Consider the following 21,311-nt stretch of genomic DNA (forward strand, 5'->3'; position numbering starts at 1 on the left):
TCACAAAGCCGGAATGCGCTCACCCATACTGACCGTATGCGTCATGCGCGCTTCCGGACGGCGACGTGTCAGCGCCAGCAGGATGCCCATGGTGATCGCAATCGCAACGAGCGAAGAACCGCCATAGGAGATAAACGGCAGGGTCATGCCCTTGGCAGGCATCAGATGCAGGTTAACCGCCATGTTGATAATCGACTGAAAGCCGAAGAGGATCACAATGCCGGATACAGCCAATCGCGTGAACGCGTCACGCTCACGAAGCGCAATCGAAAGCCCGCGGATCACGATGAACGCAAAAAGCGCCATGATGATCATGCACAGGATGATTCCATATTCTTCTGCAGCAACCGAGAAGATAAAATCGGTATGGCTGTCTGGAATGATGCGTTTGACCGTTCCTTCGCCCGGTCCCTGACCAAACCAACCGCCGCGCAAAATGGCTTCGCGGCCCGCATCCACCTGGAACGTATCACCCTCGCCGGTCATGAAGCGATTCACACGGCCCGCAACGTGATCGAGCGTCATGTAAGCACCAAACGCACCGACAACCGCGATGCCGCCGAGGACCAAAATCCAGAACATCGGCAGTCCCGCGAGGAAGAACATTGCGCCCCATGTGCCTGTGGTGAGCATTGTCTGACCAAAGTCAGGTTGCAGCATCAACAATCCCGCAGTCACACAAAACAACATCATCGCCAGAAAATAGCCCGGCATGTGGCCGCCACGTTCCCGCTCAGAGAAAAGCCACGCGCAAATAACCACAAAGGCTGGCTTCATAAACTCGGATGGCTGAATGGAAACACCCGCAAGACTGACCCAGCGACGTGCACCTTTAATCTCGATGCCGACAAACAAAGCCGCTAGCATCAGAAACAGCGAAGCTCCCAACAGGATCAGTGCAAAACGTCTGATCTGACGTGGTGACAAGAACGACACCCCAATCATCACCGCCACAGCCGGTATCATGAAGAAGGTCTGACGCTCTACAAAATGGAAGCTATCAAGACCGATGCGCTGCGCAACAGCAGGGCTTGCCGCAAAGGACAACAGCACACCAAGGCCCATCAGGGCCAGACATGCAGCCAGAAAGTAACGGTCGATTGTCCACCACCAATTGGCGACAGGACCGCGGTCAACACGACTTACCATCAGCTTTCCCCTCTAATCGGCTCGACACCCGGGAGCGCAAGAACGGCGTTGCGGAATGCATCACCGCGTTTTTCAAAATTCTGAAACTGGTCGAAACTCGCGCAAGCGGGCGAAAGCAGGACAACCGGCTCGCTTGCTGCATTATTGCCCGCATCCCGTGCTGCATGCTCAACAGCCGCAGCCAAAGTGTCGGAAATTTCGAACGCCACGGCATCGCCAAGTGTGGCAGCAAATTGCGCCGCAGCTTCACCTATCAGATAGGCTTTGGTGATGCGGGGGAAGAATTCCGACAAAGCGCTGATACCACCAGCCTTGGGCACGCCACCGGCGATCCAGTAGATGTGGTTCACAAAGGATGACAGCGCAGGTGCTGTTGCTTCAGCATTCGTCGCCTTGGAATCATTGACGAACAGAACCTTACCGCGATTGCCCACCTGTTCCATGCGATGCGCAAGACCCGGAAAGCTTTTCAGACCCGCACGAATTTCTTCGATTGCAAGACCAACTGACAAACAGGCGGTGATTGCAGCCAACGCGTTCTGCGCATTATGCGCGCCACGCAGCGAACCGATGCCGTTAAGTGAGGCCAGTTCTTCAATCTTGTCGTTCGTTGTCGAATAAAGCTTCGCCCCATCTGCAAAAGCACCATTCCCAAGGCGCTTATCCTTGGAGATACGGGCGACTTTTACGCCACTGCTTTCAAGACGGTCTGCAATGCTGGCGCAATAGTCGTCATCCACACCAATAATTGCCACGCCGCTTTTCTCAACTAGCCGCTGCTTAATCGCAGCATAGTTTTCCATGGAGCCATGGCGGTCAAGATGATCAGGCGTAAGATTGAGAAGAATACCAGCAGTGGGATTGAGCGACGGCGCCAGATCAATCTGGTAGGACGAGCACTCAACCACATAGAAGCGGTTCGGCGCAGGCGCTTCCAGTGTCAGGATCGCTGTACCAATATTGCCGCCGAGCTGCATGTCGCGGCCTGAAGCCTTGATGATATGCGCAATCAGCGCGGTCGTGGTGGATTTGCCGTTGGTGCCGGTGATCGCGATAAACGGACAATCCGGTGCGATGTGATTGCGTTCACGCACGAAGAGTTCGACATCGCCGATAATCTCGACACCGGCAGCATGAGCGAGATCAACAGTCCAGTGTGGCTTGGGATGCGTCAGCGGCACACCAGGCGAAAGCACAAAGGCGGCGAACTGCGACCAGTCCGCCTGCCTCAGATCACCTGTTGCAATGCCTGCGCTCTGCGCGCGGGCCACACTGTCGGGATTATCATCCCAGGCAATGATCTTTGCACCACCGGCCACGATGGCCTTGGCCGTTGCGATACCCGACCCGCCCAGTCCGAAGAGGGCTACAGTCTTATCTTTAAGGGCAGTGATCGGGATCATTCGTCTGCCTTATCTCAGCTTCAGTGTGGAAAGGCCGATCATGGCGAGAATAATTGCCACGATCCAGAAACGGATCACGACCTGACTCTCCGTCCAGCCCTTCTTTTCAAAATGATGGTGAATTGGTGCCATCAGGAACACGCGCTTGCCGGTGAGCTTGAACGAACCAACCTGAATGATGACCGAAAGCGCCTCAACGACAAACAGACCGCCAATGATCGCAAGAACGATCTCGTGCTTGGTCGCAACAGCCACTGTGCCAAGCATGCCGCCCAAGGCGAGCGAGCCAGTGTCACCCATGAAGATAGCCGCAGGAGGCGCATTGAACCAGAGGAAGCCAAGACCTGCACCAATGACTGCACCAAGCACCACGGCGAGTTCACCCGTTCCAGGCACGAAATGGATCTGCAGGTAGTCAGCGAAAATCGCATTACCCGAAAGATAAGCGATGAAACCGAAGGAAGCAGCCGCAACCATCACCGGCACGATAGCGAGACCATCAAGACCATCGGTGAGGTTAACCGCATTGCCGGCGCCAACCATGACGAAGGCCGCAAGTGGAATGAAGAACCAGCCGAGATTGAGAACGAACTGCTTTACAAACGGGAACGTCAGCGATGAGGAAAACGGCTCCTGACCCGCGCGCATGATGATAAAGGCCGCAACTGCTGCGATCAGAAACTCGATAGCGAGACGCGACTTGCCGGAAAAGCCTTTGTCCGACTGCTTCGTGACCTTGAGATAATCGTCATAGAAGCCAATAGCGCCGAAGCCGACGGTGACCATTAACACAACCCAGACATACACGCTGGAGAGATTGGCCCAGAAGAAACATGACACGAGAATGCCGGTCATGATCATCAGGCCGCCCATTGTCGGCGTCCCGGCTTTCTTGAAATGGGTCTGAGGGCCGTCAGCACGGATCGGCTGACCTTTTCCTTGCCGCGCGCGCAACGAATTGATGATCGCAGGACCAAACAGGAACACGATCAACGCCGAGGTGATCATCGCACCGCCAGTGCGGAACGTGATGTAGCGGAACACGTTAAACGGTGTCACATGCTCGGCGAAGATTGAAAGAAGCATCAACATGCGGAGAAAAATCCCTCAAAAACTGCTACTCGGCAGGCACTACTGGTGGAAACTGATTGGTAAGCGCCTTGACGATCCTGGAGAAGCCAATCCCCTTGGATGACTTCACCATAACAACATCGCCGGGGCGCACAGCCTTCGTCACCAGCGGCAACAATTCATCGGTGCTCTGCCTGTATTCGACGTGAATTTCAACCGGCAAGGCATTTTTGAGCACCGACATTTCACGTCCGCCGATATAAAGCACATTCACTTCTGCATCGACGATGGGGCGCGCGAGGTCGGCATGGAGCTTTCCGGACTGGCGCCCAAGCTCCAGCATATCACCCAGAACGGCGATGCGGCGACCGCGCGGTCCTTCCGGCGGGGTGGCCTGAAGAAGCGAAAGCGATGCGCGCATCGAAGTCGGGTTTGCGTTGTAGCTTTCGTCGATCAGCGTGAAGGAACCGCCATCAGGATGTTCCAGCACGTGACGCGCACCACGACCGCCTTCAGCTGAAAGCGTCGCCATGGCGATAGCAACTTTTGCCATGTCCGCACCAACGAGATGTGCAGCTCCGAGAACGGCAAGCATGTTCTGCACGATATGGCGTCCGGGCATACCAACCTTTACGACTGCCTCTTCGTTGCCGATCTTGACTGTCATGCATGAGCAGGTCGGATGCATCTTTAATTCGCGCAGGCGATAATCGGAACGGGCGTTCTCGCCAAAGGTCACGACGTGCTCAACGCCTGCCTTTTCAGCCAGCTCTTCAAGCTGTTTGAAACGCTTGTCGTCCCGATTGATTAGCGCATAGCCGCCCGGTACAACACCTTCAAAAATCTCAGCTTTCGCGACTGCGATTTCTTCGAGATTCGCAAAATGACCAAGATGCGCAGGCGCGATCAACGTGACCAGCGCTACATGCGGGCGGACCATCTTAACCAGTGGGCGAATTTCGCCGTGATGGTTCATGCCGATTTCGAATACGCCGTAATCAGTATCCGCAGGCATACGGGCAAGCGTCAGTGGCACGCCCCAATGATTGTTGAACGAAGCAACCGACGCATGGACCTTGCCTGAATCGGCAAGCACATGACGCAGCGCTTCTTTTGTTGTCGTTTTACCGACGGAACCTGTGACGGCAATGATCTGCGCGGTGGAGCGTTCGCGCGAAGCAATACCGAGCTTGGTCAGTGCTTCAAGCACATCCTCAACCACAATCATCGGAACTTTAAGATTACCGAGTGCCGGAAGGCGCGATTCATTGACGACCAGAAGACCTGCACCCGCGGCCATAGCAGCGGTTGCAAAATCATGACCATCAAACAGATCGCCTTTGATTGCGAAGAAAGCTTCGCCGTCCTTCAGCGTGCGGCTATCGATGGAAATCCCGGTGATACCCGCAGGCAACGTACCGAAAGGCCGGCCTTCCATGGCCTCCACCATATCGGCAGATGTCCAAAGCCAGTCACTCATCCCTTATGCTCCTCAAGCCTTATGCTCTTCAAGGCGGGCAGCCAATGCTGCCGCCACTTCCGTATGATCAGAAAACGGCAAAGTAATATTGCCAACGATCTGACCTTCTTCATGTCCCTTGCCCGCAACCACCAGTGTGTCGCCCGGCATCATCATGGAAACTGCAGTGAAAATTGCCTCGCGACGATCGCCGATTTCGGTGGCGCCGGGAGCTGCCGCCATAATTTCCGAACGGATCTGCGCAGGCACTTCCGAACGTGGATTGTCGTCAGTTACGATGGCAACATCGGCCAGACGCGCAGCAATTTCGCCCATGATCGGGCGTTTACCCTTGTCGCGATCACCGCCGCAGCCAAACACCACGATCACACGGCCCGTCGTAAACGGACGGACAGACGTCAGGACATTTTCAAGTGCTTCCGGCTTATGCGCATAGTCAACGTAAGCAGGAGCGCCTTCTTCCGTGGCACCAACCAGATCAAGGCGACCCGGAGCGCCCTTAAGACGCTCAAGTGCACGCATCGCAGCAGCAGCAGGAACCCCCGTCACAATGGCCAGCCCTGCTGATACGAGCGCATTGGCTACCTGAAAATCACCTGCCAGCGGCAAGGCAATTTCGAAGATTTCATCGGCAATACGAACCTCGACATGCTGACGGAAACGCTCATGCTCCACACGCTTGATCGTGATGAAATCGCCCTTACGGCCGACAGTTTTAACATCGCAGCCGGCAGCTTTTGCCGCTTCAATCGCCTGGGGCGAAAACTGATCATCCGCAAAAATGATCGCAGGCGACCCTTTTGGCAAAAGTGTATCGAACAAGCGCATCTTGGCATGCAGATACTCTTCAATCGTCGCATGATAGTCCATGTGATCGCGACCGAGATTGGTGAAAGCACCGGCAGCAAGCTTCACGCCATCAAGGCGTCGCTGGTCGAGACCATGCGAAGAGGCTTCCATCGCAGCATGGGTCACGCCTTCGTCGGTAAGCTCTGCGAGAAGACGATGCAGTTCAACAGGATCAGGCGTTGTCAGTGAATTATAGTCGCTGCGCGTTGGCGAAAAGACGCCCGTGGTTCCAATATTGGCCGCAGGAAAGCCCGCATAAGCCCAGATCTGGCGGGTGAAGGACGCGACCGACGTCTTGCCGCTCGTACCAGTCACGGCAACCATGACTTCAGGCTGTTTGCCATAGAATTGGGCGGCCGCAACTGCGAGGGCGTGGCGCGGATCATCGACATGCAGTACCGGCACACCTGGATTTTCCAGGACCGTATTTTTGCCAGCGATGATCGCAACTGCGCCACGCTTGACTGCGTCGGCGGCATAGGCGGAGCCATCAGCCTTTACACCCTTGAGGGCCGCAAAAAGGAAGCCGTTTTCGACTTTACGCGAGTCTGACGTGACGCCGGTAATGTCCACTTCGCCCGCAGCGCCGGAGGCCAGTTCTTTAAAGAGTGTAATTTCCTTCAGCTTCATGGTCTTACCAAATCCAGGTTCAGTGGCGCAGTTTCCGCTCCCAATAGCGGAAGTGCACGAATCAGTCGTTTATCGAATCAGCGGAAGCGATCTCTGCAGCTGCTGGCGCAAATTCCTGTTTAAAATCGGGCTTTACCCCCAAAAAGGTGGCAGAGCGTCTAATAATGTCTGCAACCATCGGGGCGGCATTAAGACCAGCCGTTGCGCTGTACTTACCTTCTTCGGGTTTTGGCTCATCGATGATCGTCAAAACAACATAGGTTGGATCGTCCATCGGGAAGGATGCAAGGAAGGCGTTGAAGCGTACATCTTTCGAATAGCGGCCATGAACAACCTTTTCCGCTGTACCGGTTTTGCCGCCAACGCGATAACCCTGAACCGTAGCACGCTTACCCGAACCACCCTGAGCGGTCGAGTTCAGGCGATAGAGATAACGCATATCGGCAGAAACCTGCGGATGAATAACCTGCTGCGCCACCTGATCGGCCTGAGCCTGTGTACGTGTAAGGAAGGTCGGTTCGATCAGCTTGCCGCCATTCATCAAAGCCGCAGCACCCACCGCGGTTTGCAGCGGGGTCGTCATCATGCCGTGGCCAAACGAAATGGTCATGGAATGAACTTTCTTCCAGACGCGTGGTTCGACAGGACGGGCAACTTCCGGCAATTCCGTCTGCATGCGATCAAGCAGGCCGATCTTCTTGAGGAATGCGCGGTGACCTTCGATACCAACCACATTCGCCTCATGACCCGAGCCAATGTTGGACGAGAAGATGAATACTTCCGGCAGCGTCAGCACACGGCCTTTACCATGGAAGTCGCGGATGGTCTGACGACCAATCACCAGCGGACGCGATGCATCAATCCTGGAATTGAGAGTGAACTTACCTGAATCGAGCGCCATTGCGGTGGTGAAGCTCTTGATCGTCGAGCCCATTTCATAGGTGCCCGCTGACATACGGTTCAGACGATCCTTGTCGAGCGCATGCACAGGATTGTTCGGATCAAAATCCGGAACAGAAGCCATGGCGATAACCTCGCCGGTCTTCACATTCAGTACCACTGCGCCCGCAGCAATTGCACGATAGCGTTCGACTGCCTTGACCAACACGTCACGCATGATGTGCTGAACGCGAATGTCGATCGAAAGACGGACTGGTTCAAGCGACTGTCCGGTCGCCATACCGACAGCACGCAGGTCACTCAGACCCTGACTATCGATATACTTCTCCATGCCAGCAATGCCCTGATTATCGACATTCACCAGACCGAGAACATGGGAAGCCGTCGGGCCACCGGGATAAAAACGGCGCTTTTCAGTACGGAAACCGATGCCCGGCACACCAAGCGCCATGATCTGGCTCTGCTGGCGTGGCGTCAGACCGCGCTTGATCCAGACGAAGCCAGCACCACTCTTGAGACGACGATAGGTCGCTTCCCAATCGAGATCAGGAATGACCGTCGAAAGCAGCTCGATGGTTTCATCCGGATCGACAATCTTGCGTGGCTCGGCAAAGAGCGAAGAGGTTTTGATATCGGTCGCAAGAATTTCGCCGTTACGGTCCAGAATATCAGGTCGGGATGCAAGCTGATGCACGGCAGGACCGTTGGAATCGTCGTCCTCACCACCAATTACACCGAAATAGACGAGCTTGCCGCCAATCACGCCGTAAATGCCGACAAAGCACGCAATTGCCATCCAAAGACGATTGCGTGCACGATTGCCATGCTTCTTACGGGAACCGACAAACGCCATATTGCCGACCAGCTTTTCATTGCCAGCCGGCTCAAAACCGTCATCGCCGTTCTGCTTGTTCTTTTTGGAAAATCCGAGCTTCAGCCGCATGGTCAGTGCCTCGCTCCATTCTTCTTGATACTGCCGGTGGTCGTTGCATCGGGTCCAAGAACGCCGCTTGCCACCAGTTCATCGCTGCCTGAAATAAGTTTCTGAATATCGTCCAGCTGGCGTTCTGGAATGTCCTGCACGCCCATCGCAAGCTGCTCCGCTTCAATGGGTGCAAGTTTCAGCTCATCAGAATAAACGCCAACAAGGCTCTGCAAGCGACCCGGCTGGGTCATCAATGCCCAATCCGCGCGCAGAAGCGTAATCGTATCTTTCTCGGAATCGATCTGGCGCTTGAGCTTGGAAATAACCGCGATCTGCCTCTCCGCATCATATTTGATGGTGTAGGTGATCGTTGCTGCTACCAGCATCGCCGCTATCATGATGAGTTCAAAAGTACGCAGCACTCGTTCAACTCCGGGCCAGTTCATGCGTTTCAGGCAATTTAGGCAGCCCGAAAAGCGAAAGATCATCTTCAAGAGGCGGATTCTCAGTCCTCAGACCAGCGCGCAATTTCGCGGAGCGGGCACGTGGATTGCGCTCTTCTTCTTCTGCAGTTGGGCCAACGGCACCTTTCACTGCAGGTGTAAAACTCGGATGGCGCACATGTGTCTCAGGCAAATGCCGTGAACCTGCACTACCACCAGCGCGGTCTGCAAAGTAACGCTTGACCATGCGATCTTCCAGCGAATGGAAGGTTACAACAACCAGACGTCCGCCCGGCTTGAGCACGCGTTCGGCTGCAAGCAGTGCTCGCGCCAGTTCACCCAGCTCGTCATTCACATAGATGCGTAGCGCCTGAAACACACGCGTTGCAGGATGAATGGGCACTTTCGGATTGCGACCAACCAGCGATTCAATCGCATTGGCGAGATCCAGCGTGCGCGTGAAAGGCTGAGATTCACGACGCTTTTCGATCATGCGGGCTATGCGACCTGCATTGCGTTCTTCACCCAGAAAATTGAAGATGCGTGCGAGATCGCCCATCTTCAGGCGATTCACGACATCAGCCGCACTTGGGCCGTTGCGGGACATGCGCATGTCGAGAGGCCCGTCCTTCTGGAAGGAAAAGCCACGCTCGGCTTCGTCGATCTGCATCGACGAGACACCGATATCGAGCACAACGCCATCCACTTTCGCGCCTTCTCCCTCGACTTTTTCAACGGCTTTATCCAGCGCCGAGAAACGGCTTTCAACCAGATTGAGCTTGCCTTCGAACTGCTTTTCCATGGCACGACCGGCTGCGATTGCGGTCGGGTCGCGGTCAATAGCGATGACGTTCGCACCCTCTTCCAGAATGCGTCGGGTATAACCGCCTGCACCGAATGTGCCATCGACGATTATTTTGCCGGATTCGGGCTTCAGGGCATCGATCACTTCGGAAATAAGCACCGGAACGTGACGGACCTGAGCCCCTTCGGCTTGAGATTGGTCTCCGCCGAGGCTAGCCATCATCCCGATCCTTTCCCGGGATCAAGTCCCGCTATCCTGTGTTTTCTTTGTGGATTCCGGCCAATTGTAGACAAGCTTCTATTTGGCGGATTCGTTCAAACAGTTATCGGATATTAAGCTTAATGAACCGTTATCCTTTGCCGCGCCCATTCAGAAAACCGAGGCTTATACAAAAGTTTTTCTGGTACGATTTTGCATGATCCACAGCCCGTAAACAGCGCTTCTGAGCAGGTGTCAATTCGTCGAATATCCGAACAGCACGATCACATATTTATGAGAAAAGCCCCCCATTCTCTGCCGTTGACGGGAAAGCTTCGCAGGTCTATTAATTGCAAATAATTCGCAATTGCATTTTGAAAGCTTAACGCATGGCATTTAAGATGGCCCCTCGGGCGAGCACGCCCCCCGCAAAGCATGACGTTACATTTGAAGGCTGGCGTCGGGATCGGGGCGAAGCGTCCATGTCAGACGTCCACCGGTCAATCCGGGTCAGCCGATCCGGTTCTAAACTTCGCCGCGCGACGGCTTTTTTCGGCCCCGGCTATCTGGTCGCCGTTGGCTATATGGACCCCGGCAACTGGGCAACATCGCTCGCTGGCGGTTCCCGCTTCGGCTACATGTTGCTGTCGGTCGTACTTATTTCAAATCTCATGGCCGTCCTTTTACAGGCGCTCTGTACTCGTCTTGCCGTTGCGACGGGTCGCGATCTCGCGCAAGCCTGCCGGGATGCCTATCCGCGTTTCCTTGCCTGGCCTTTGTGGCTCTTGGCAGAGCTTGCCATTTGCGCGACAGACCTGGCTGAAGTTATCGGTACGGCAATCGGCCTTAATCTTCTTTTCGGCATTCCGCTTGAAATCGGCGTCATCATTACCGCAGCCGATGTACTCCTCGTTCTCTATTTACAGAACAAGGGTTTTCGCCGCGTCGAAGCGCTCATCATCACGCTGTTAGGCGTAATTGCCCTCTGCTTCCTGATCCAGATTTTGATGGCAGAACCCAAATGGGGCGAAGTAATCCGTGGCTTTGCACCAACGACAGAAATTCTCCGCAATCCGGATATGCTTTATATAGCGTTGGGTATTATCGGCGCGACGGTGATGCCGCATAATCTCTACCTGCACTCAGGCATCATACAGACCCGCGACTATGGTCACACTCTGCCGGAAAAACGCGAAGCGATCCGCTTTGCAACGCTCGACTCCACCATTGCCCTCACCTTTGCATTGCTGGTCAATGCTTCAATCCTAATCCTCGCCGCAGCGAGCTTCAATGCGACTGGCAATACCGGGGTAGAGGATCTCGACAAAGCGCATGCTTTGCTCAATCCCCTGCTCGGTTCCGCTCTTGCCCCAACACTCTTTGCAATTGCGCTTCTGTGCTGTGGACTCAATTCGACCATAACGGCGACCATGGCTGGTCAGATCGTGATGGAAGGCTTTATCGATATCAAACTGAAACCCTGGTTGCGTCGCGCAATCACCCGCTTCGTCGCTATCGTGCCAGCGGCCATAGTTACGATCATGTATGGCTCGCAGGGAACGACCGAACTTCTGATCCTGTCGCAGGTGGTGCTTAGTCTTCAGCTACCCTTTGCCATCATCCCGCTCGTGATGTTTACGGCAGAAAAGAAAAAGATGGGTGCTCTGGTGGCGCCGCGCTGGGTAACAATCCTTGCAGCAATCACCGCCGCCATCATCGTCGTGTTGAACATGAAACTCATCTACGACTTCTTCACAGGCGTACCGATTTGAGACGGCACAGCGGCTTTCCAACACGGAAAGCCGCTGTTTTTTATTTGACCGCTGAATTGCCACCATCAGCGTAAAGCGCTGAACCAGAAACAAAACTCGCCATTGGCCCTGCAAGAAAGAGTGCGGCTTGGGCAATTTCTTCAGGCTGCGCAATCCGCTTCATTGCATGGAGGCCCGCCGCCCACTCTTTCTGAGCGTCACCGCCTGCCATTGGCGTATCGACACCGCCCGGCAGAAGCGCGTTGGCCCGAATGCCTCGCGATCCGTAGTCCGCGGTAATGCCTTTGACCAACCCCATCAACCCAGCTTTCGATGCGCCATAGAGCGACATTCCCGGAATACCGACACTGGTGCCGACAAAGGTTGACGTGAAAATGATCGAACCGCCGCCAGACCTGAGCATCGATGGTATCTGCAACTTCGTGCCAAGAAAGGCCGATGTCAGATTGCCGGCAATCGCATTGTTCCAGTCATCAAGATTTGCCTCAGTTAATGGGACGAGCGGACCAACAGTGCCCGCATTGTTGAAAGCAATATCAAGGCGACCAAATTCGCTTTGAGCAGCGGCCACCAGTCTTTCATGTGTCTCCATCTGAGAGACATCCCCAGCCACACAATGGGCCTGCCCGCCAAGTTCTCTGATATTCTGTGCTACTTGCTCAAGCCCGGCCTCATTGCGGGCATTCAACACAACTGCAGCACCTTCCGAAGCAAACAACAGTGCCGTAGCACGACCTATTCCCGATGATGCGCCAGTGATGATTGCGACTTTATCTTTTAAGCTCGACATGGAAACCTCCTTGGTTGGGAGGTTTCGCAATAGATGTGCAATCAGATCACAACTATCCGTTTCCTGCGTTCAAAGGGAAATATCGGTTAGCCATTACGGAGAGTAAAAAATGTCAGTCGGTCTGTAAGCCGGGTTCTGTATGGCCGGACTTGCGTCCAACGTGGCAGCCATTCATCTGGGACGGATGTCGCCACCCGCCTCTTGCAACCCACCCGGACGGCTGATCCGGAAATTGATTATCAGCTCTTTCGGGCTGATGCGCCGTCCCTATTCGGTTTTGCTCCCAGTGGGGTTTACCGTGCCGCCTGTGTTGCCACCGGCGCGGTGGGCTCTTACCCCAACCTTTCACCCTTACCCCGTCATCCCTGCCGCTTCTTGAAAGCGGTACGGAAGACGGGGCGGTCTACTTTCTGTGGCACTATCCCTGGGGTCACCCCCGCCGGGCGTTACCCGGCACCGTATTTCCATGGAGCCCGGACTTTCCTCACCTGCCGCCTTTCGGCATATGACAAGCGCGGCTGCCCGACCGACTGACGGCGCGTATATAGCATGATCGCGGAAAGTGGGAACCGGGTTTCGAAAAAAACTATACACAACAGAAAAGCCGGCAGCGAAACCGCTACCGGCTTTTCGTTCACATCATCGACCTGAAACACTACGCGGCCGACAAGGCGAATCTGAATATTAAAATCCGGCCATATAGGACTTAACCGAGCTGCAATATTTTGCAGAGGTTGGGTTCATGCGCTTTGCGCCATGACCGGCATTGTATTTGAGGATCGTGCCGCAGGTGCTGCCGCCACCGAGCTTCTGTGCCTGAGCAAGATACTTCATACCGAACTGGATATTGGTCGATGGTTCATAGAGACCCTTTGCCGAACCCGTGTAACCCAGACCGCGAGCCGTTGAGAGCTTGATCTGCATCAGGCCAATTTCACCGGCAGCACCCCGAACGTTTGGCTGGAAATTGCTTTCGTGACGAACAACGGCATGAGCCAGCGAAGACGATACGCCGTAAGTTGCTGCATAACGATTGATGATCTGGGAGTAGCCCTTGCCGCTCTGCACAGACTTTGAAGTCTCACCACGCGCCTTGGAACGCTTTGCACTTTTAGCTGTTGGTGCAGCACGCTTGGTGATGACCGAAACCTTCTTGGCAGTTTGTTTCTGTTCTGCCCGTGCGGCTGCGCGGGATGTCTTTTCAGACTTGTTGGCTTCAGCAGTCTTATTCTGTGCCCGTGCCTTGAGCAGGTCTGCGAGATTGGTTGGCTCATTAACAGGAGCACTCATCGCAGAATTAAGGCCAAAAGAACTCATGGCGCCAATGAGAGCGCATACAACAACAAATTTTATTTTCATAACCTACCGTCTTGGATCGTTTTTATGGGGCATTGCTGGTCTTGGGGGCAGCAATGCCGTTTATTTATGATCCCGCTCGACAAGCATTTTTGCCCGCCCGTCACCGCTGGGAATGGCAGATCATTTGCTGGGGAAATGCAGCCGAAGATTGGTCGGGGAAGTAAAATAGTCTTACAGGTTGTAATAAACGCTGTCACATTTCGTGATGCGCGCCACAGTGGAAGAGAGCCACCACCTAAAGCTGTAATTGTTCTAATTTGATGAAATTATTATGGAAATATGAATGTAGGGCTCTGCTCGACCATACGGAGCCACGCGCGGTCAAGCGGTAACATTTTGCAACGAAAAAATCAGCCTGTAGAGGGTATCTATAGTAGATACGTCGGCTACACCGTCCACATTTTGTGTCCGAAAATGTCGCTGAAAGGCCTTAATCACGGTTTGTGTGGCCTCATCGAACACGCCATTGATCTCGATTTTATAGCCATAAAGGGCAAGCATGGACTGCAAAGCCTCCACTGGCTGGCCCTGTTCACCACGCGCGAGGAAGCGTCCGCCGCGGATCGGCGTTGGTTCGATATAGTGTCCAATGCCTGCCTGGTGCAGTTTCTTCCATGGGAAGTTGTGCCCGGGATCAGTCTTGCGCTCCGGCGCGATGTCGGAATGCGCAAGAACGTTTTCCGGTCGAATTTCGTAGCGCCCGCATATGCTGCGACACAGATCGATAACGGATTCAATCTGACGGTCTGCGAATGGCGGATAGTTTTCCAGATTGCCAGGATTAACGATCTCAATGCCGATGGAGGCCGAATTGATATCGGTCTCGCCCTTCCAGAAGCTTTGGCCTGCGTGCCATGCGCGTGCCTTTTCAGACACCATCTGTACCACACGTCCATCTTCGTGAACGAGATAATGAGCAGAAACTTCCCGCTCGGGCGACTTAAGCACGTCCAAAGCTTCTTCAGCCGTTGCAAGCCCTGTATAATGCAGAATGAGATAGGTCGGCGTCTTGCCATCGCGACGCGGACCAAAATTTGGTGACGCATCCAGCGAAGCGGTCGGATAATCGGGCGCTTCCAACGAAAGTTCCGCTACCAATTCTTCCTGCGAAGCATCCACGCTGCTCATGCGGCCTCCAATTGTTTTTCGACACTTGCCCAAGCCGCGTTGATGGCCGCAAGACGTGCATTCGCGATATTTATGAATTCCAGCGGAAGGCCTTCCGCATAAAGCCGATCCGGATGGTGTTCTTTCACCAATGAACGGTAGCGCTTGCGCGCGTCCTCAAAAGAAACGCCGCGCACCAGCCCGAGAATGGCGTAAGGATCGCCCTCACCGCGATTGACATGTCGCAATGCGATACGTTCGAAACTTTCCTCATCGAAACCGAAAATCTCGGCAACGCTCGACAGGAAAGCCATTTCCTTATCGTGTACGTAGCCGTCAGCGGTTGCGATATGAAAGAGACCATCGAGAATATCTTCAAGCAGATGACAATTCTCATCGCCTTCCCGACATAGGCCAGCAAGCTGGCGCGCATAGCTCTCATAGCCCGCCACGTCCTGCTGAGCGAGATTATACAAGCGAACCACATGGGTATGCTCTTCTGGTGGCACTGAGAAAATGTTCTGGAATGCGCGAAACTCATCCTGTGTCACCACGCCATCGGCTTTGGCCATTTTGGCTGAAAGCGCAATCATCGCAATGGAGAACGCAACGCGCCTGCGCGTATCCGCATCGCCTTCAAAAACCGTACGCACAGCCTCGATAACGCTTGAAATAGCGTTCAGCGTGACGGAGGTGACAAACTCACCGATGCGGACCCAGATCGACATGAATCGTTTCTATATAATTCTGGAAAGGCTGGAAACAGCAACCCGTTGCAATCGACGAAAAAACAATAATTTAGAAGAATATTGCTCTCTGTAGAGAGAATTATTGCGCAGTCTGACGAGCCTCGAACGAACGCTGTGCGGCAGCGACTGCCGCCTCACCGGCGGCCTGAACCTGCTCAGCGCTTTGGCCCACAGACCTGGCTGCAGCCTCCGCATTGTTGCGTGCACGTTCGATGGCTGCTTTCTGCTCTTCTGGTGTCATAACACCGGAATTATCCTGCAAAGCTTTGATCAGATCAGGCCCAGCCTGCTTGTCAGCGTCAGGCGCTGGAGCAGCTGTTGTTTGTTCTGGCTGAGTTGGAGCAGCAGCCTGTTCATCCTCCCCTCTGCCGCAAGCGGCAAGGGCAACAAGAACAACAGCGGAAATAAGAAACAGAAAATGACGGCTCATAACAAAAGCCATAACCGAAGAAAGCCTGCGTTTGAACATGGAAAACGCAGTTATATTGTCTTTATTGACGACCACTGCATAATTATCCATCAACTTTGCTCCTTTCGGAGCAAATGGCGGCCCGCTGACCGGACCGCCATTCTTTTACCAGTAAGAAGCTCTGGCATTAAAGCGCATCCCGAAAAGTGTGAAACGGTTTTCGGACAAGATGCGCGTGAAAACAAATGACTAGAGCACCGATCTGATCCAATCAGATCAGTGCTCGAAAAACACGCTATCTGCAATTTTAAGCATGTCTTTATCCGAAAACCGGTTCCCACTTTTGGGAGACATGCCTTAGTTTGCAGGCGGTGAACCAGTCGTGCCTGGCGTCGAAGGCGCAGGTGCTGGTGTTGTCGGCGTCGTTGTATCGTTGTTTGAAGGGGCTGCTGGGGCAGCAGGCGCTTCAGGCGAGGGCGATGCCGGTGCCTTGCTGGCGTCGTTTGAATTGTCGCTGCAAGCTGCAAGCCCCAAAAACGATACGGCAGCAACCGAAGTAATCAAAAATTTCTTCATGATGGCTCTCCTTCCCTAAAATCCAGCGTTGCGGGGATATAGCCAACGCTGCTTTGGTTTTCCGTGTATGACCGTTCTGGCCGGTCAATCACCTTACGAAGACAGTCGTCACACCACTCTTTAGTCCCCGGTGATGCTTTTCGACGATGCCAACGTCACACCAGAAAACGGCGAGGATGCGGAAAGGTTCTCTCAAATAGTCTTACGGCTGGTAACAAACCGCCATAATAACAAAGTTTTAACCATAGTTTGTCCCTGAAACAGCCGTCACGCCCCTGTCACCGGCGAATGCTTAACTCTCCCAAACAAGGCTGGATTCGCCTTGGAACCTTCGCGCATCTTGCCCGAGATCATTCAGAACTTTCGGAGTGCGCTCAAAAAAATACGGGGAGCATGGAATGACGGGCCCAAATGCCAACGGCACAATCCTCAAGCGCGCAGTCACACAAAACCATGCGCTTTCGCGCGATGGCGTATCCGAAAGACTATTCGCCTGGCTCTTCAAAGGACTGGTCTATCCCCAGATATGGGAAGACCCCGAAGTGGATATGGCAGCCCTTGCCATTCAGCCCGGCCACCGCATCGTCACCATCGCTTCAGGCGGCTGTAATGCTCTTTCTTATCTGACGGCTGACCCGGCCTCGGTCGAGGCTGTTGATCTCAACAGCGCTCATGTTGCCTTCAACCGCCTGAAACTTGGCGCTTTGAAGCATCTGCCGGACTATGCCAGCTTCTATCGCTTCTATGGCAAGGCCGACGACAAGGCCAATCTCGCAGCTTATCAACGCTTCATCCGTCCGCATCTTGATAGTGAAAGTCGTGCCTATTGGGAAAAGCGCAAATGGAGCGGCCGTCAACGTATCTCTATCTTCTCGAGGGATCTTTACCGCCACGGATTGCTGGGCGTCTTTATCGGCATGGGCCACCGCGTCGCTCGTCTTTATAGCATAGACCCACGTGACATCCTTAAAGCCCGCACGATGGAAGAACAGCGCACCTTCTTCGACACCGCCCTCGCCCCCTTGTTTGAAAAACGCATGGTGCGTTGGGCAACAGCACGCAAATCGTCTCTGTTTGGCCTCGGCATTCCACCTCAGCAATATGACGCACTGGCAACAGCCGGAAATGGCGACATGGCTTTTGTCCTGCGCGCCCGGCTTGAAAAGCTCGCCTGCGCCTTCCCCCTGACCGAAAACTATTTCGCGTGGCAGGCCTTTGGCCGTGGCTATAGCGGCGATGAAGAAACAGGCCCTCTGCCTCCCTATCTCTCAAGGGCAAATTTCGACACCGTTCGCGCTCGTGTTGATCGCATGACGGTGCGAAATGCCAACTACACAGAGTTTCTCAGCCAAAAGCCAGCCGGATCGGTAGACCGCTACATCTTGCTCGATGCACAGGACTGGATGAACGACGCCCAGCTCAATGCACTCTGGAGCGAAATCACCCGTACTGCTGCTGCGGGCGCGCGCGTTATCTTCCGCACAGCGGCAGAGCCAAGCCTATTGCCGAGCCGGGTTGATCCATCGATTCTTGAACACTGGCACTATCGTGAAGAAGAATCCCGCCTGCTGCATGATCGCGACCGCTCTTCTATCTATGGCGGCTTCCACCTCTATGTCTTGAAGGATGCGTGATATGGGCACCAATCCGCAGCGAACTCAGGGGCAAATCAAGGGTATCGATCACGCTACTCTGATGGACCGGGTTTATAAGCGGCAGCGTCATTTCTACGATGCCACGCGCAAATATTATCTTTTGGGTCGCGACCCTATGATTGCGGGACTAAACGTGCCTCAAGGCGGCAGTGTGCTTGAAATCGGCTGCGGCACAGGACGCAATCTTGTCAAAACAGCGCAGAACTACCCCGATGCGACACTCTTCGGCATCGATATTTCGGCTGAAATGCTGGACACAGCACATCAGGCAGCACAGCGCGCCGGGATTGCAGATCGCACCAGACTTGAACGTGCCGATGCCACGCATTTCGATCCTGCTGCCCTTTTTGGTCAGGATAGCTTTGATCGCATCTTCATTTCCTATGCGGTTTCGATGATACCGCAATGGCAATCAGTCATTCGGGAAAGCATCAGACATTTAAAGCCAGGCGGCGAACTGCATATCGTTGACTTCGGCGATCAGCAACGCCTACCGCGATGGTTTAAGAAGGCACTCTTCACATGGCTTGAATGGTTCCATGTGTCACCGCGCGGCAATCTCTTCAGCGTTGCAGATACTATGGCTGTTGAACAGGGCGCCACCTCCAGACGCATGAATCTTTATCGCGGCTTTGCGTGGATAGCTGTCATTCGCGCCGGATAGATTTCCGACGGCTCTTTTGATTATCCCTCAGTCGGTGCGACACAATCTGTTTCCCGCAAAGTTTTGCCAGCATAACTGATGACGTTAGGACCCGGATCGCGTAACCGTTGTTAAGATTGATTCGCGACATCGGGACCACTGTATGAACCGTCTGGCCAACCGCAGCATTCTTGCCCTTGGTGTTTTCCTTCTGTCTGCCTGTACGACAGTGGATTACGACTTCTCCGATGTAAAAAAGTCCGGCAACTCAATGCAGCAGATGGCGCGGCCAACGGGAGCGGTCAATGCACCACGTTTTGGTGATCGCAAGCCGTTTGAATGGACCGGCAGGACACCGTGGCATTATCCGATCCACGGAACCGACGTTTCCAAATATCAGGTCGATGTCGACTGGAACGCAGTAAGGCGCAGCGGAATTTCCTTTGTATTCATCAAGGCAACCGAAGGCGGCGATCGTTTCGATGACCGCTTCACCGAACACTGGAACGGCGCGAAACAGGCGGGCATTCCACGCAGCGCCTATCACTTCTATTATTTCTGCCGTCCGGCTATCGAACAGGCGCGCTGGTACATCCAGAATGTGCCGCGCGATCCAAATGCTTTGCCGCCCGTTCTCGATATGGAATGGAACGCACAGTCGCCAAGCTGCAAGCTGAGACCAAATGCTGTCATCGTCCGCAAGGAAATGAAGATTTTCCTTGATGCGATCGAAAAGCACTACGGCAAGCGCCCTATCATTTACACGACAGTTGATTTCTTCGATGAAAATGATCTGAACCAGCTGCGTGAATATCCATTCTGGTTGCGCTCGACGGCGGGGCATCCGACGGAAAAGTATGGGCCACACCCCTGGACATTCTGGCAATATACCGGAACGGGCACCATTCCCGGCATCAAGGGCGATGCAGATATCAATGTGTTTGCGGGCAGTGCAGGCGCATGGAAAAAGTGGCTGGAAAGCAACAAGGTCCGTTAACTCTTCGTTAATTGGGTGCTCACACCAAGTTTTGCTTCATTTCCGATGCGTGATGGGGCAATAGCTTGAAAAACCCGACGGGGAGACCTCCCCCTCTGAATTGTGAGTTTTCTCGATGAAAATTATAGCTTCAGTGATGGCTACCGCCTTGCTGGCATCGACTGTAATATCTGTTGCCCAATCTGGCGCAAAGGCTTCCGGTTCTCCCGCACCGGCTGCCAGCGCCGACAGCACCGTCAACCTGCCAAAGCCCGAATGCGAAACTGATTATGGTCAGTGGATGGACAATCTGACCAAGGAAGCACGCGAAGCAGGCGTTGGCGAAAAGGGGATTGCTGAACTGCATAAGGCGTCGCTCGAACAGAAAGTTCTTGATCGCGACCGCAAGCAGACTGTCTTCAACCTGACCTTCACCGAATTTTCCAAGCGACTCATCTCTGAGGCGCGCCTTAAGAACGGCCAGAACAACCTGGTCAAGCACGCCGATGTCTTCAAGAAAGTCGAAGACACTTATGGCGTACCGGGACCTGTACTTGCCGCCTTCTGGGGTCTTGAAACCGACTACGGCGCGATTCAGGGCGATTTCGACACGCTCAATGCACTCGTGACGCTCTCCTATGACTGCCGCCGTCCGGATCTGTTCCGTCCGCAGCTGATCGCTCTGCTCAAGCTGTTCGATACCGGCGTTGTCGATGCTGCCACAACTGGCGCATGGGCTGGCGAAATAGGTATGATGCAGCTTCTGCCAAAGGATTATCTCGAGCGCGGCGTTGATGGTGACGGCGACGGCAAAGTCGATCTGAAAAACAGCGTCCCTGATGCGATGATGACCGCTGGCCGCATGATTTCCGAACTCGGCTGGAAGCGTGGCGAGCCATGGCTCGAAGAAGTACGCATCACCAAGGATCTGCCTTGGGAGGAATCCATTCGCACCAATCGCAAGCCACACTCATGGTGGGCTGAGCAGGGCGTAGTTGGGCTTAAAGGTCCACTCGGTCCAGATGACGGCGATGCATCGCTGCTTCTGCCACTGGGTCGCAAAGGCCCTGCATTCCTGTCCTATGCGAATTTTGATATTTTCGTAGAATGGAACAAGTCGATTGTTTACGCGACAACGGCTGCCTATTTCGCCACCCGCCTCGCTGGTGCTCCAGCCTTCAATCCTGGCAATCCCGATCAGGGTTTGACGCAGGAGCAAATGAAGGAATTGCAGACCAAGCTTCAGGCTCGTGGCTATGACATGGGCAAAATCGATGGCGTTTTCGGTATCCTGACCCGCGATGCCGTTCGCACCGAACAGTTGCGACTTGGAATGCCTGCCGATTCATGGCCAACGCCTGAACTGCTCGAAAAGCTCTAAACCAAAGTAAATCAAAGGCGCGGACCACCCTCCGCGCCTTT

General features: G+C 54.2%; 19 protein-coding genes and 1 other RNA gene. 6 read left to right on the plus strand and 14 right to left on the minus strand.

All coding sequences use genetic code 11. The features are described from left to right. The 8 genes from ftsW to rsmH form a co-directional block, all read right to left on the minus strand. Positions 1-1,149, minus strand: coding sequence for a putative lipid II flippase FtsW (gene ftsW, locus C9380_RS08330; protein ID WP_128093360.1), 1,149 nt, complete (start codon positions 1,147-1,149; stop codon positions 1-3). Beyond that, complete coding sequence (gene murD, locus C9380_RS08335; protein WP_100558772.1) at positions 1,149-2,552, minus strand: UDP-N-acetylmuramoyl-L-alanine--D-glutamate ligase; 1,404 nt, start codon at positions 2,550-2,552, stop codon at positions 1,149-1,151. The genes ftsW and murD overlap by 1 nt, the downstream gene beginning before the upstream one ends. A 9-nt stretch (positions 2,553-2,561) precedes the next feature. Continuing rightward, entirely contained in the window at positions 2,562-3,644 is a 1,083-nt protein-coding gene (gene mraY, locus C9380_RS08340; protein WP_024899587.1) for a phospho-N-acetylmuramoyl-pentapeptide-transferase, read from the minus strand. A 25-nt stretch (positions 3,645-3,669) separates the two neighbouring features. After that, positions 3,670-5,103, minus strand: coding sequence for a UDP-N-acetylmuramoylalanyl-D-glutamyl-2,6-diaminopimelate--D-alanyl-D-alanine ligase (locus C9380_RS08345; RefSeq protein ID WP_024899586.1), 1,434 nt, complete (start codon positions 5,101-5,103; stop codon positions 3,670-3,672). Between the two features lie 12 nt (positions 5,104-5,115). After that, positions 5,116-6,582, minus strand: coding sequence for a UDP-N-acetylmuramoyl-L-alanyl-D-glutamate--2,6-diaminopimelate ligase (locus C9380_RS08350; RefSeq protein WP_111786494.1), 1,467 nt, complete (start codon positions 6,580-6,582; stop codon positions 5,116-5,118). A gap of 61 nt (positions 6,583-6,643) precedes the next feature. Further along, positions 6,644-8,425, minus strand: a complete 1,782-nt coding sequence (locus C9380_RS08355; RefSeq protein ID WP_024899584.1) for a peptidoglycan D,D-transpeptidase FtsI family protein — start codon at positions 8,423-8,425, stop codon at positions 6,644-6,646. A 2-nt stretch (positions 8,426-8,427) separates the two neighbouring features. Beyond that, positions 8,428-8,829, minus strand: coding sequence for a cell division protein FtsL (gene ftsL / locus C9380_RS08360; RefSeq protein ID WP_024899583.1), 402 nt, complete (start codon positions 8,827-8,829; stop codon positions 8,428-8,430). A 4-nt stretch (positions 8,830-8,833) separates the two neighbouring features. Beyond that, positions 8,834-9,877, minus strand: coding sequence for a 16S rRNA (cytosine(1402)-N(4))-methyltransferase RsmH (gene rsmH, locus C9380_RS08365; protein WP_024899582.1), 1,044 nt, complete (start codon positions 9,875-9,877; stop codon positions 8,834-8,836). A 377-nt stretch (positions 9,878-10,254) separates the two neighbouring features. On the opposite strand from rsmH, the gene C9380_RS08375 reads away from it, so the two are divergent. Further along, on the plus strand, positions 10,255-11,625 hold the full coding sequence (locus C9380_RS08375; RefSeq protein ID WP_036568072.1) for an Nramp family divalent metal transporter: 1,371 nt from the start codon (positions 10,255-10,257) through the stop codon (positions 11,623-11,625). Between the two features lie 40 nt (positions 11,626-11,665). Here C9380_RS08375 and C9380_RS08380 read toward each other — a convergent pair whose 3' ends face one another. The 6 genes from C9380_RS08380 to C9380_RS08405 form a co-directional block, all read right to left on the minus strand. Continuing rightward, the gene (locus C9380_RS08380; RefSeq protein ID WP_128093361.1) at positions 11,666-12,415 is read right to left on the minus strand and encodes an SDR family oxidoreductase; all 750 of its coding nucleotides are present in this window, start codon (positions 12,413-12,415) and stop codon (positions 11,666-11,668) included. 108 nt (positions 12,416-12,523) lie between these two features. Then, an RNA gene (gene rnpB, locus C9380_RS08385) (RNase P RNA component class A) lies at positions 12,524-12,949 on the minus strand. Positions 12,950-13,099: 150 nt separating this feature from the next. After that, the gene (locus C9380_RS08390; protein WP_128093362.1) at positions 13,100-13,774 is read right to left on the minus strand and encodes a lytic transglycosylase domain-containing protein; all 675 of its coding nucleotides are present in this window, start codon (positions 13,772-13,774) and stop codon (positions 13,100-13,102) included. 321 nt (positions 13,775-14,095) lie between these two features. Then, positions 14,096-14,902, minus strand: coding sequence for an N-acetylmuramoyl-L-alanine amidase (locus C9380_RS08395; protein WP_128093363.1), 807 nt, complete (start codon positions 14,900-14,902; stop codon positions 14,096-14,098). Beyond that, entirely contained in the window at positions 14,899-15,609 is a 711-nt protein-coding gene (locus C9380_RS08400) for a J domain-containing protein (protein WP_128093364.1), read from the minus strand. The genes C9380_RS08395 and C9380_RS08400 overlap by 4 nt, the downstream gene beginning before the upstream one ends. A 100-nt stretch (positions 15,610-15,709) precedes the next feature. Next, a complete protein-coding gene (locus tag C9380_RS08405; protein ID WP_024899576.1) occupies positions 15,710-16,150 on the minus strand; it encodes a flagellar basal body-associated FliL family protein in 441 nt (146 codons plus the stop codon). 271 nt (positions 16,151-16,421) lie between these two features. Here C9380_RS08405 and C9380_RS26790 point away from each other — a divergent pair, with 271 nt between their 5' ends. From C9380_RS26790 to C9380_RS08430, 5 genes are all read left to right on the plus strand, one after another. Next, on the plus strand, positions 16,422-16,634 hold the full coding sequence (locus C9380_RS26790) for a hypothetical protein (protein WP_024899575.1): 213 nt from the start codon (positions 16,422-16,424) through the stop codon (positions 16,632-16,634). Positions 16,635-17,013: 379 nt separating this feature from the next. Next, positions 17,014-18,249, plus strand: a complete 1,236-nt coding sequence (locus tag C9380_RS08415) for a BtaA family protein (protein WP_128093365.1) — start codon at positions 17,014-17,016, stop codon at positions 18,247-18,249. Position 18,250: 1 nt separating this feature from the next. Continuing rightward, entirely contained in the window at positions 18,251-18,934 is a 684-nt protein-coding gene (locus C9380_RS08420) for a class I SAM-dependent methyltransferase (RefSeq protein WP_128093366.1), read from the plus strand. Between the two features lie 142 nt (positions 18,935-19,076). Beyond that, positions 19,077-19,910 (plus strand): glycoside hydrolase family 25 protein, encoded by an 834-nt coding sequence (locus C9380_RS08425; protein WP_024899572.1) that lies wholly within the window; start codon positions 19,077-19,079, stop codon positions 19,908-19,910. A 115-nt stretch (positions 19,911-20,025) separates the two neighbouring features. Next, a complete protein-coding gene (locus C9380_RS08430; protein WP_024899571.1) occupies positions 20,026-21,270 on the plus strand; it encodes a lytic murein transglycosylase in 1,245 nt (414 codons plus the stop codon). The last annotated feature ends 41 nt before the right edge of the window (positions 21,271-21,311 follow it).

It is taken from the genome of Brucella pituitosa, from assembly GCF_003049685.1.
In the GTDB taxonomy this organism is placed as follows: domain Bacteria; phylum Pseudomonadota; class Alphaproteobacteria; order Rhizobiales; family Rhizobiaceae; genus Brucella; species Brucella pituitosa.

Excerpts from the sequence above, each read along its gene's own strand:
- C9380_RS08425 (WP_024899572.1), top strand. The coding sequence starts at position 19,077 with ATGAACCGTCTGGCCAACCGCAGCATTCTTGCCCTTGGTGTTTTCCTT.
- C9380_RS08415 (WP_128093365.1), top strand. The coding sequence starts at position 17,014 with ATGACGGGCCCAAATGCCAACGGCACAATCCTCAAGCGCGCAGTCACA.
- C9380_RS08420 (WP_128093366.1), top strand. The coding sequence starts at position 18,251 with ATGGGCACCAATCCGCAGCGAACTCAGGGGCAAATCAAGGGTATCGAT.
- C9380_RS08345 (WP_024899586.1), bottom strand. The coding sequence starts at position 5,103 with ATGAGTGACTGGCTTTGGACATCTGCCGATATGGTGGAGGCCATGGAA.
- C9380_RS08390 (WP_128093362.1), bottom strand. The coding sequence starts at position 13,774 with ATGAAAATAAAATTTGTTGTTGTATGCGCTCTCATTGGCGCCATGAGT.
- rsmH (WP_024899582.1), bottom strand. The coding sequence starts at position 9,877 with ATGATGGCTAGCCTCGGCGGAGACCAATCTCAAGCCGAAGGGGCTCAG.
- C9380_RS08430 (WP_024899571.1), top strand. The coding sequence starts at position 20,026 with ATGAAAATTATAGCTTCAGTGATGGCTACCGCCTTGCTGGCATCGACT.
- ftsW (WP_128093360.1), bottom strand. The coding sequence starts at position 1,149 with ATGGTAAGTCGTGTTGACCGCGGTCCTGTCGCCAATTGGTGGTGGACA.
- mraY (WP_024899587.1), bottom strand. The coding sequence starts at position 3,644 with ATGTTGATGCTTCTTTCAATCTTCGCCGAGCATGTGACACCGTTTAAC.
- C9380_RS08405 (WP_024899576.1), bottom strand. The coding sequence starts at position 16,150 with ATGGATAATTATGCAGTGGTCGTCAATAAAGACAATATAACTGCGTTT.
- C9380_RS08355 (WP_024899584.1), bottom strand. The coding sequence starts at position 8,425 with ATGCGGCTGAAGCTCGGATTTTCCAAAAAGAACAAGCAGAACGGCGAT.
- C9380_RS08400 (WP_128093364.1), bottom strand. The coding sequence starts at position 15,609 with ATGTCGATCTGGGTCCGCATCGGTGAGTTTGTCACCTCCGTCACGCTG.
- C9380_RS08380 (WP_128093361.1), bottom strand. The coding sequence starts at position 12,415 with ATGTCGAGCTTAAAAGATAAAGTCGCAATCATCACTGGCGCATCATCG.
- C9380_RS08375 (WP_036568072.1), top strand. The coding sequence starts at position 10,255 with ATGGCCCCTCGGGCGAGCACGCCCCCCGCAAAGCATGACGTTACATTT.
- C9380_RS08350 (WP_111786494.1), bottom strand. The coding sequence starts at position 6,582 with ATGAAGCTGAAGGAAATTACACTCTTTAAAGAACTGGCCTCCGGCGCT.
- murD (WP_100558772.1), bottom strand. The coding sequence starts at position 2,552 with ATGATCCCGATCACTGCCCTTAAAGATAAGACTGTAGCCCTCTTCGGA.
- C9380_RS08395 (WP_128093363.1), bottom strand. The coding sequence starts at position 14,902 with ATGAGCAGCGTGGATGCTTCGCAGGAAGAATTGGTAGCGGAACTTTCG.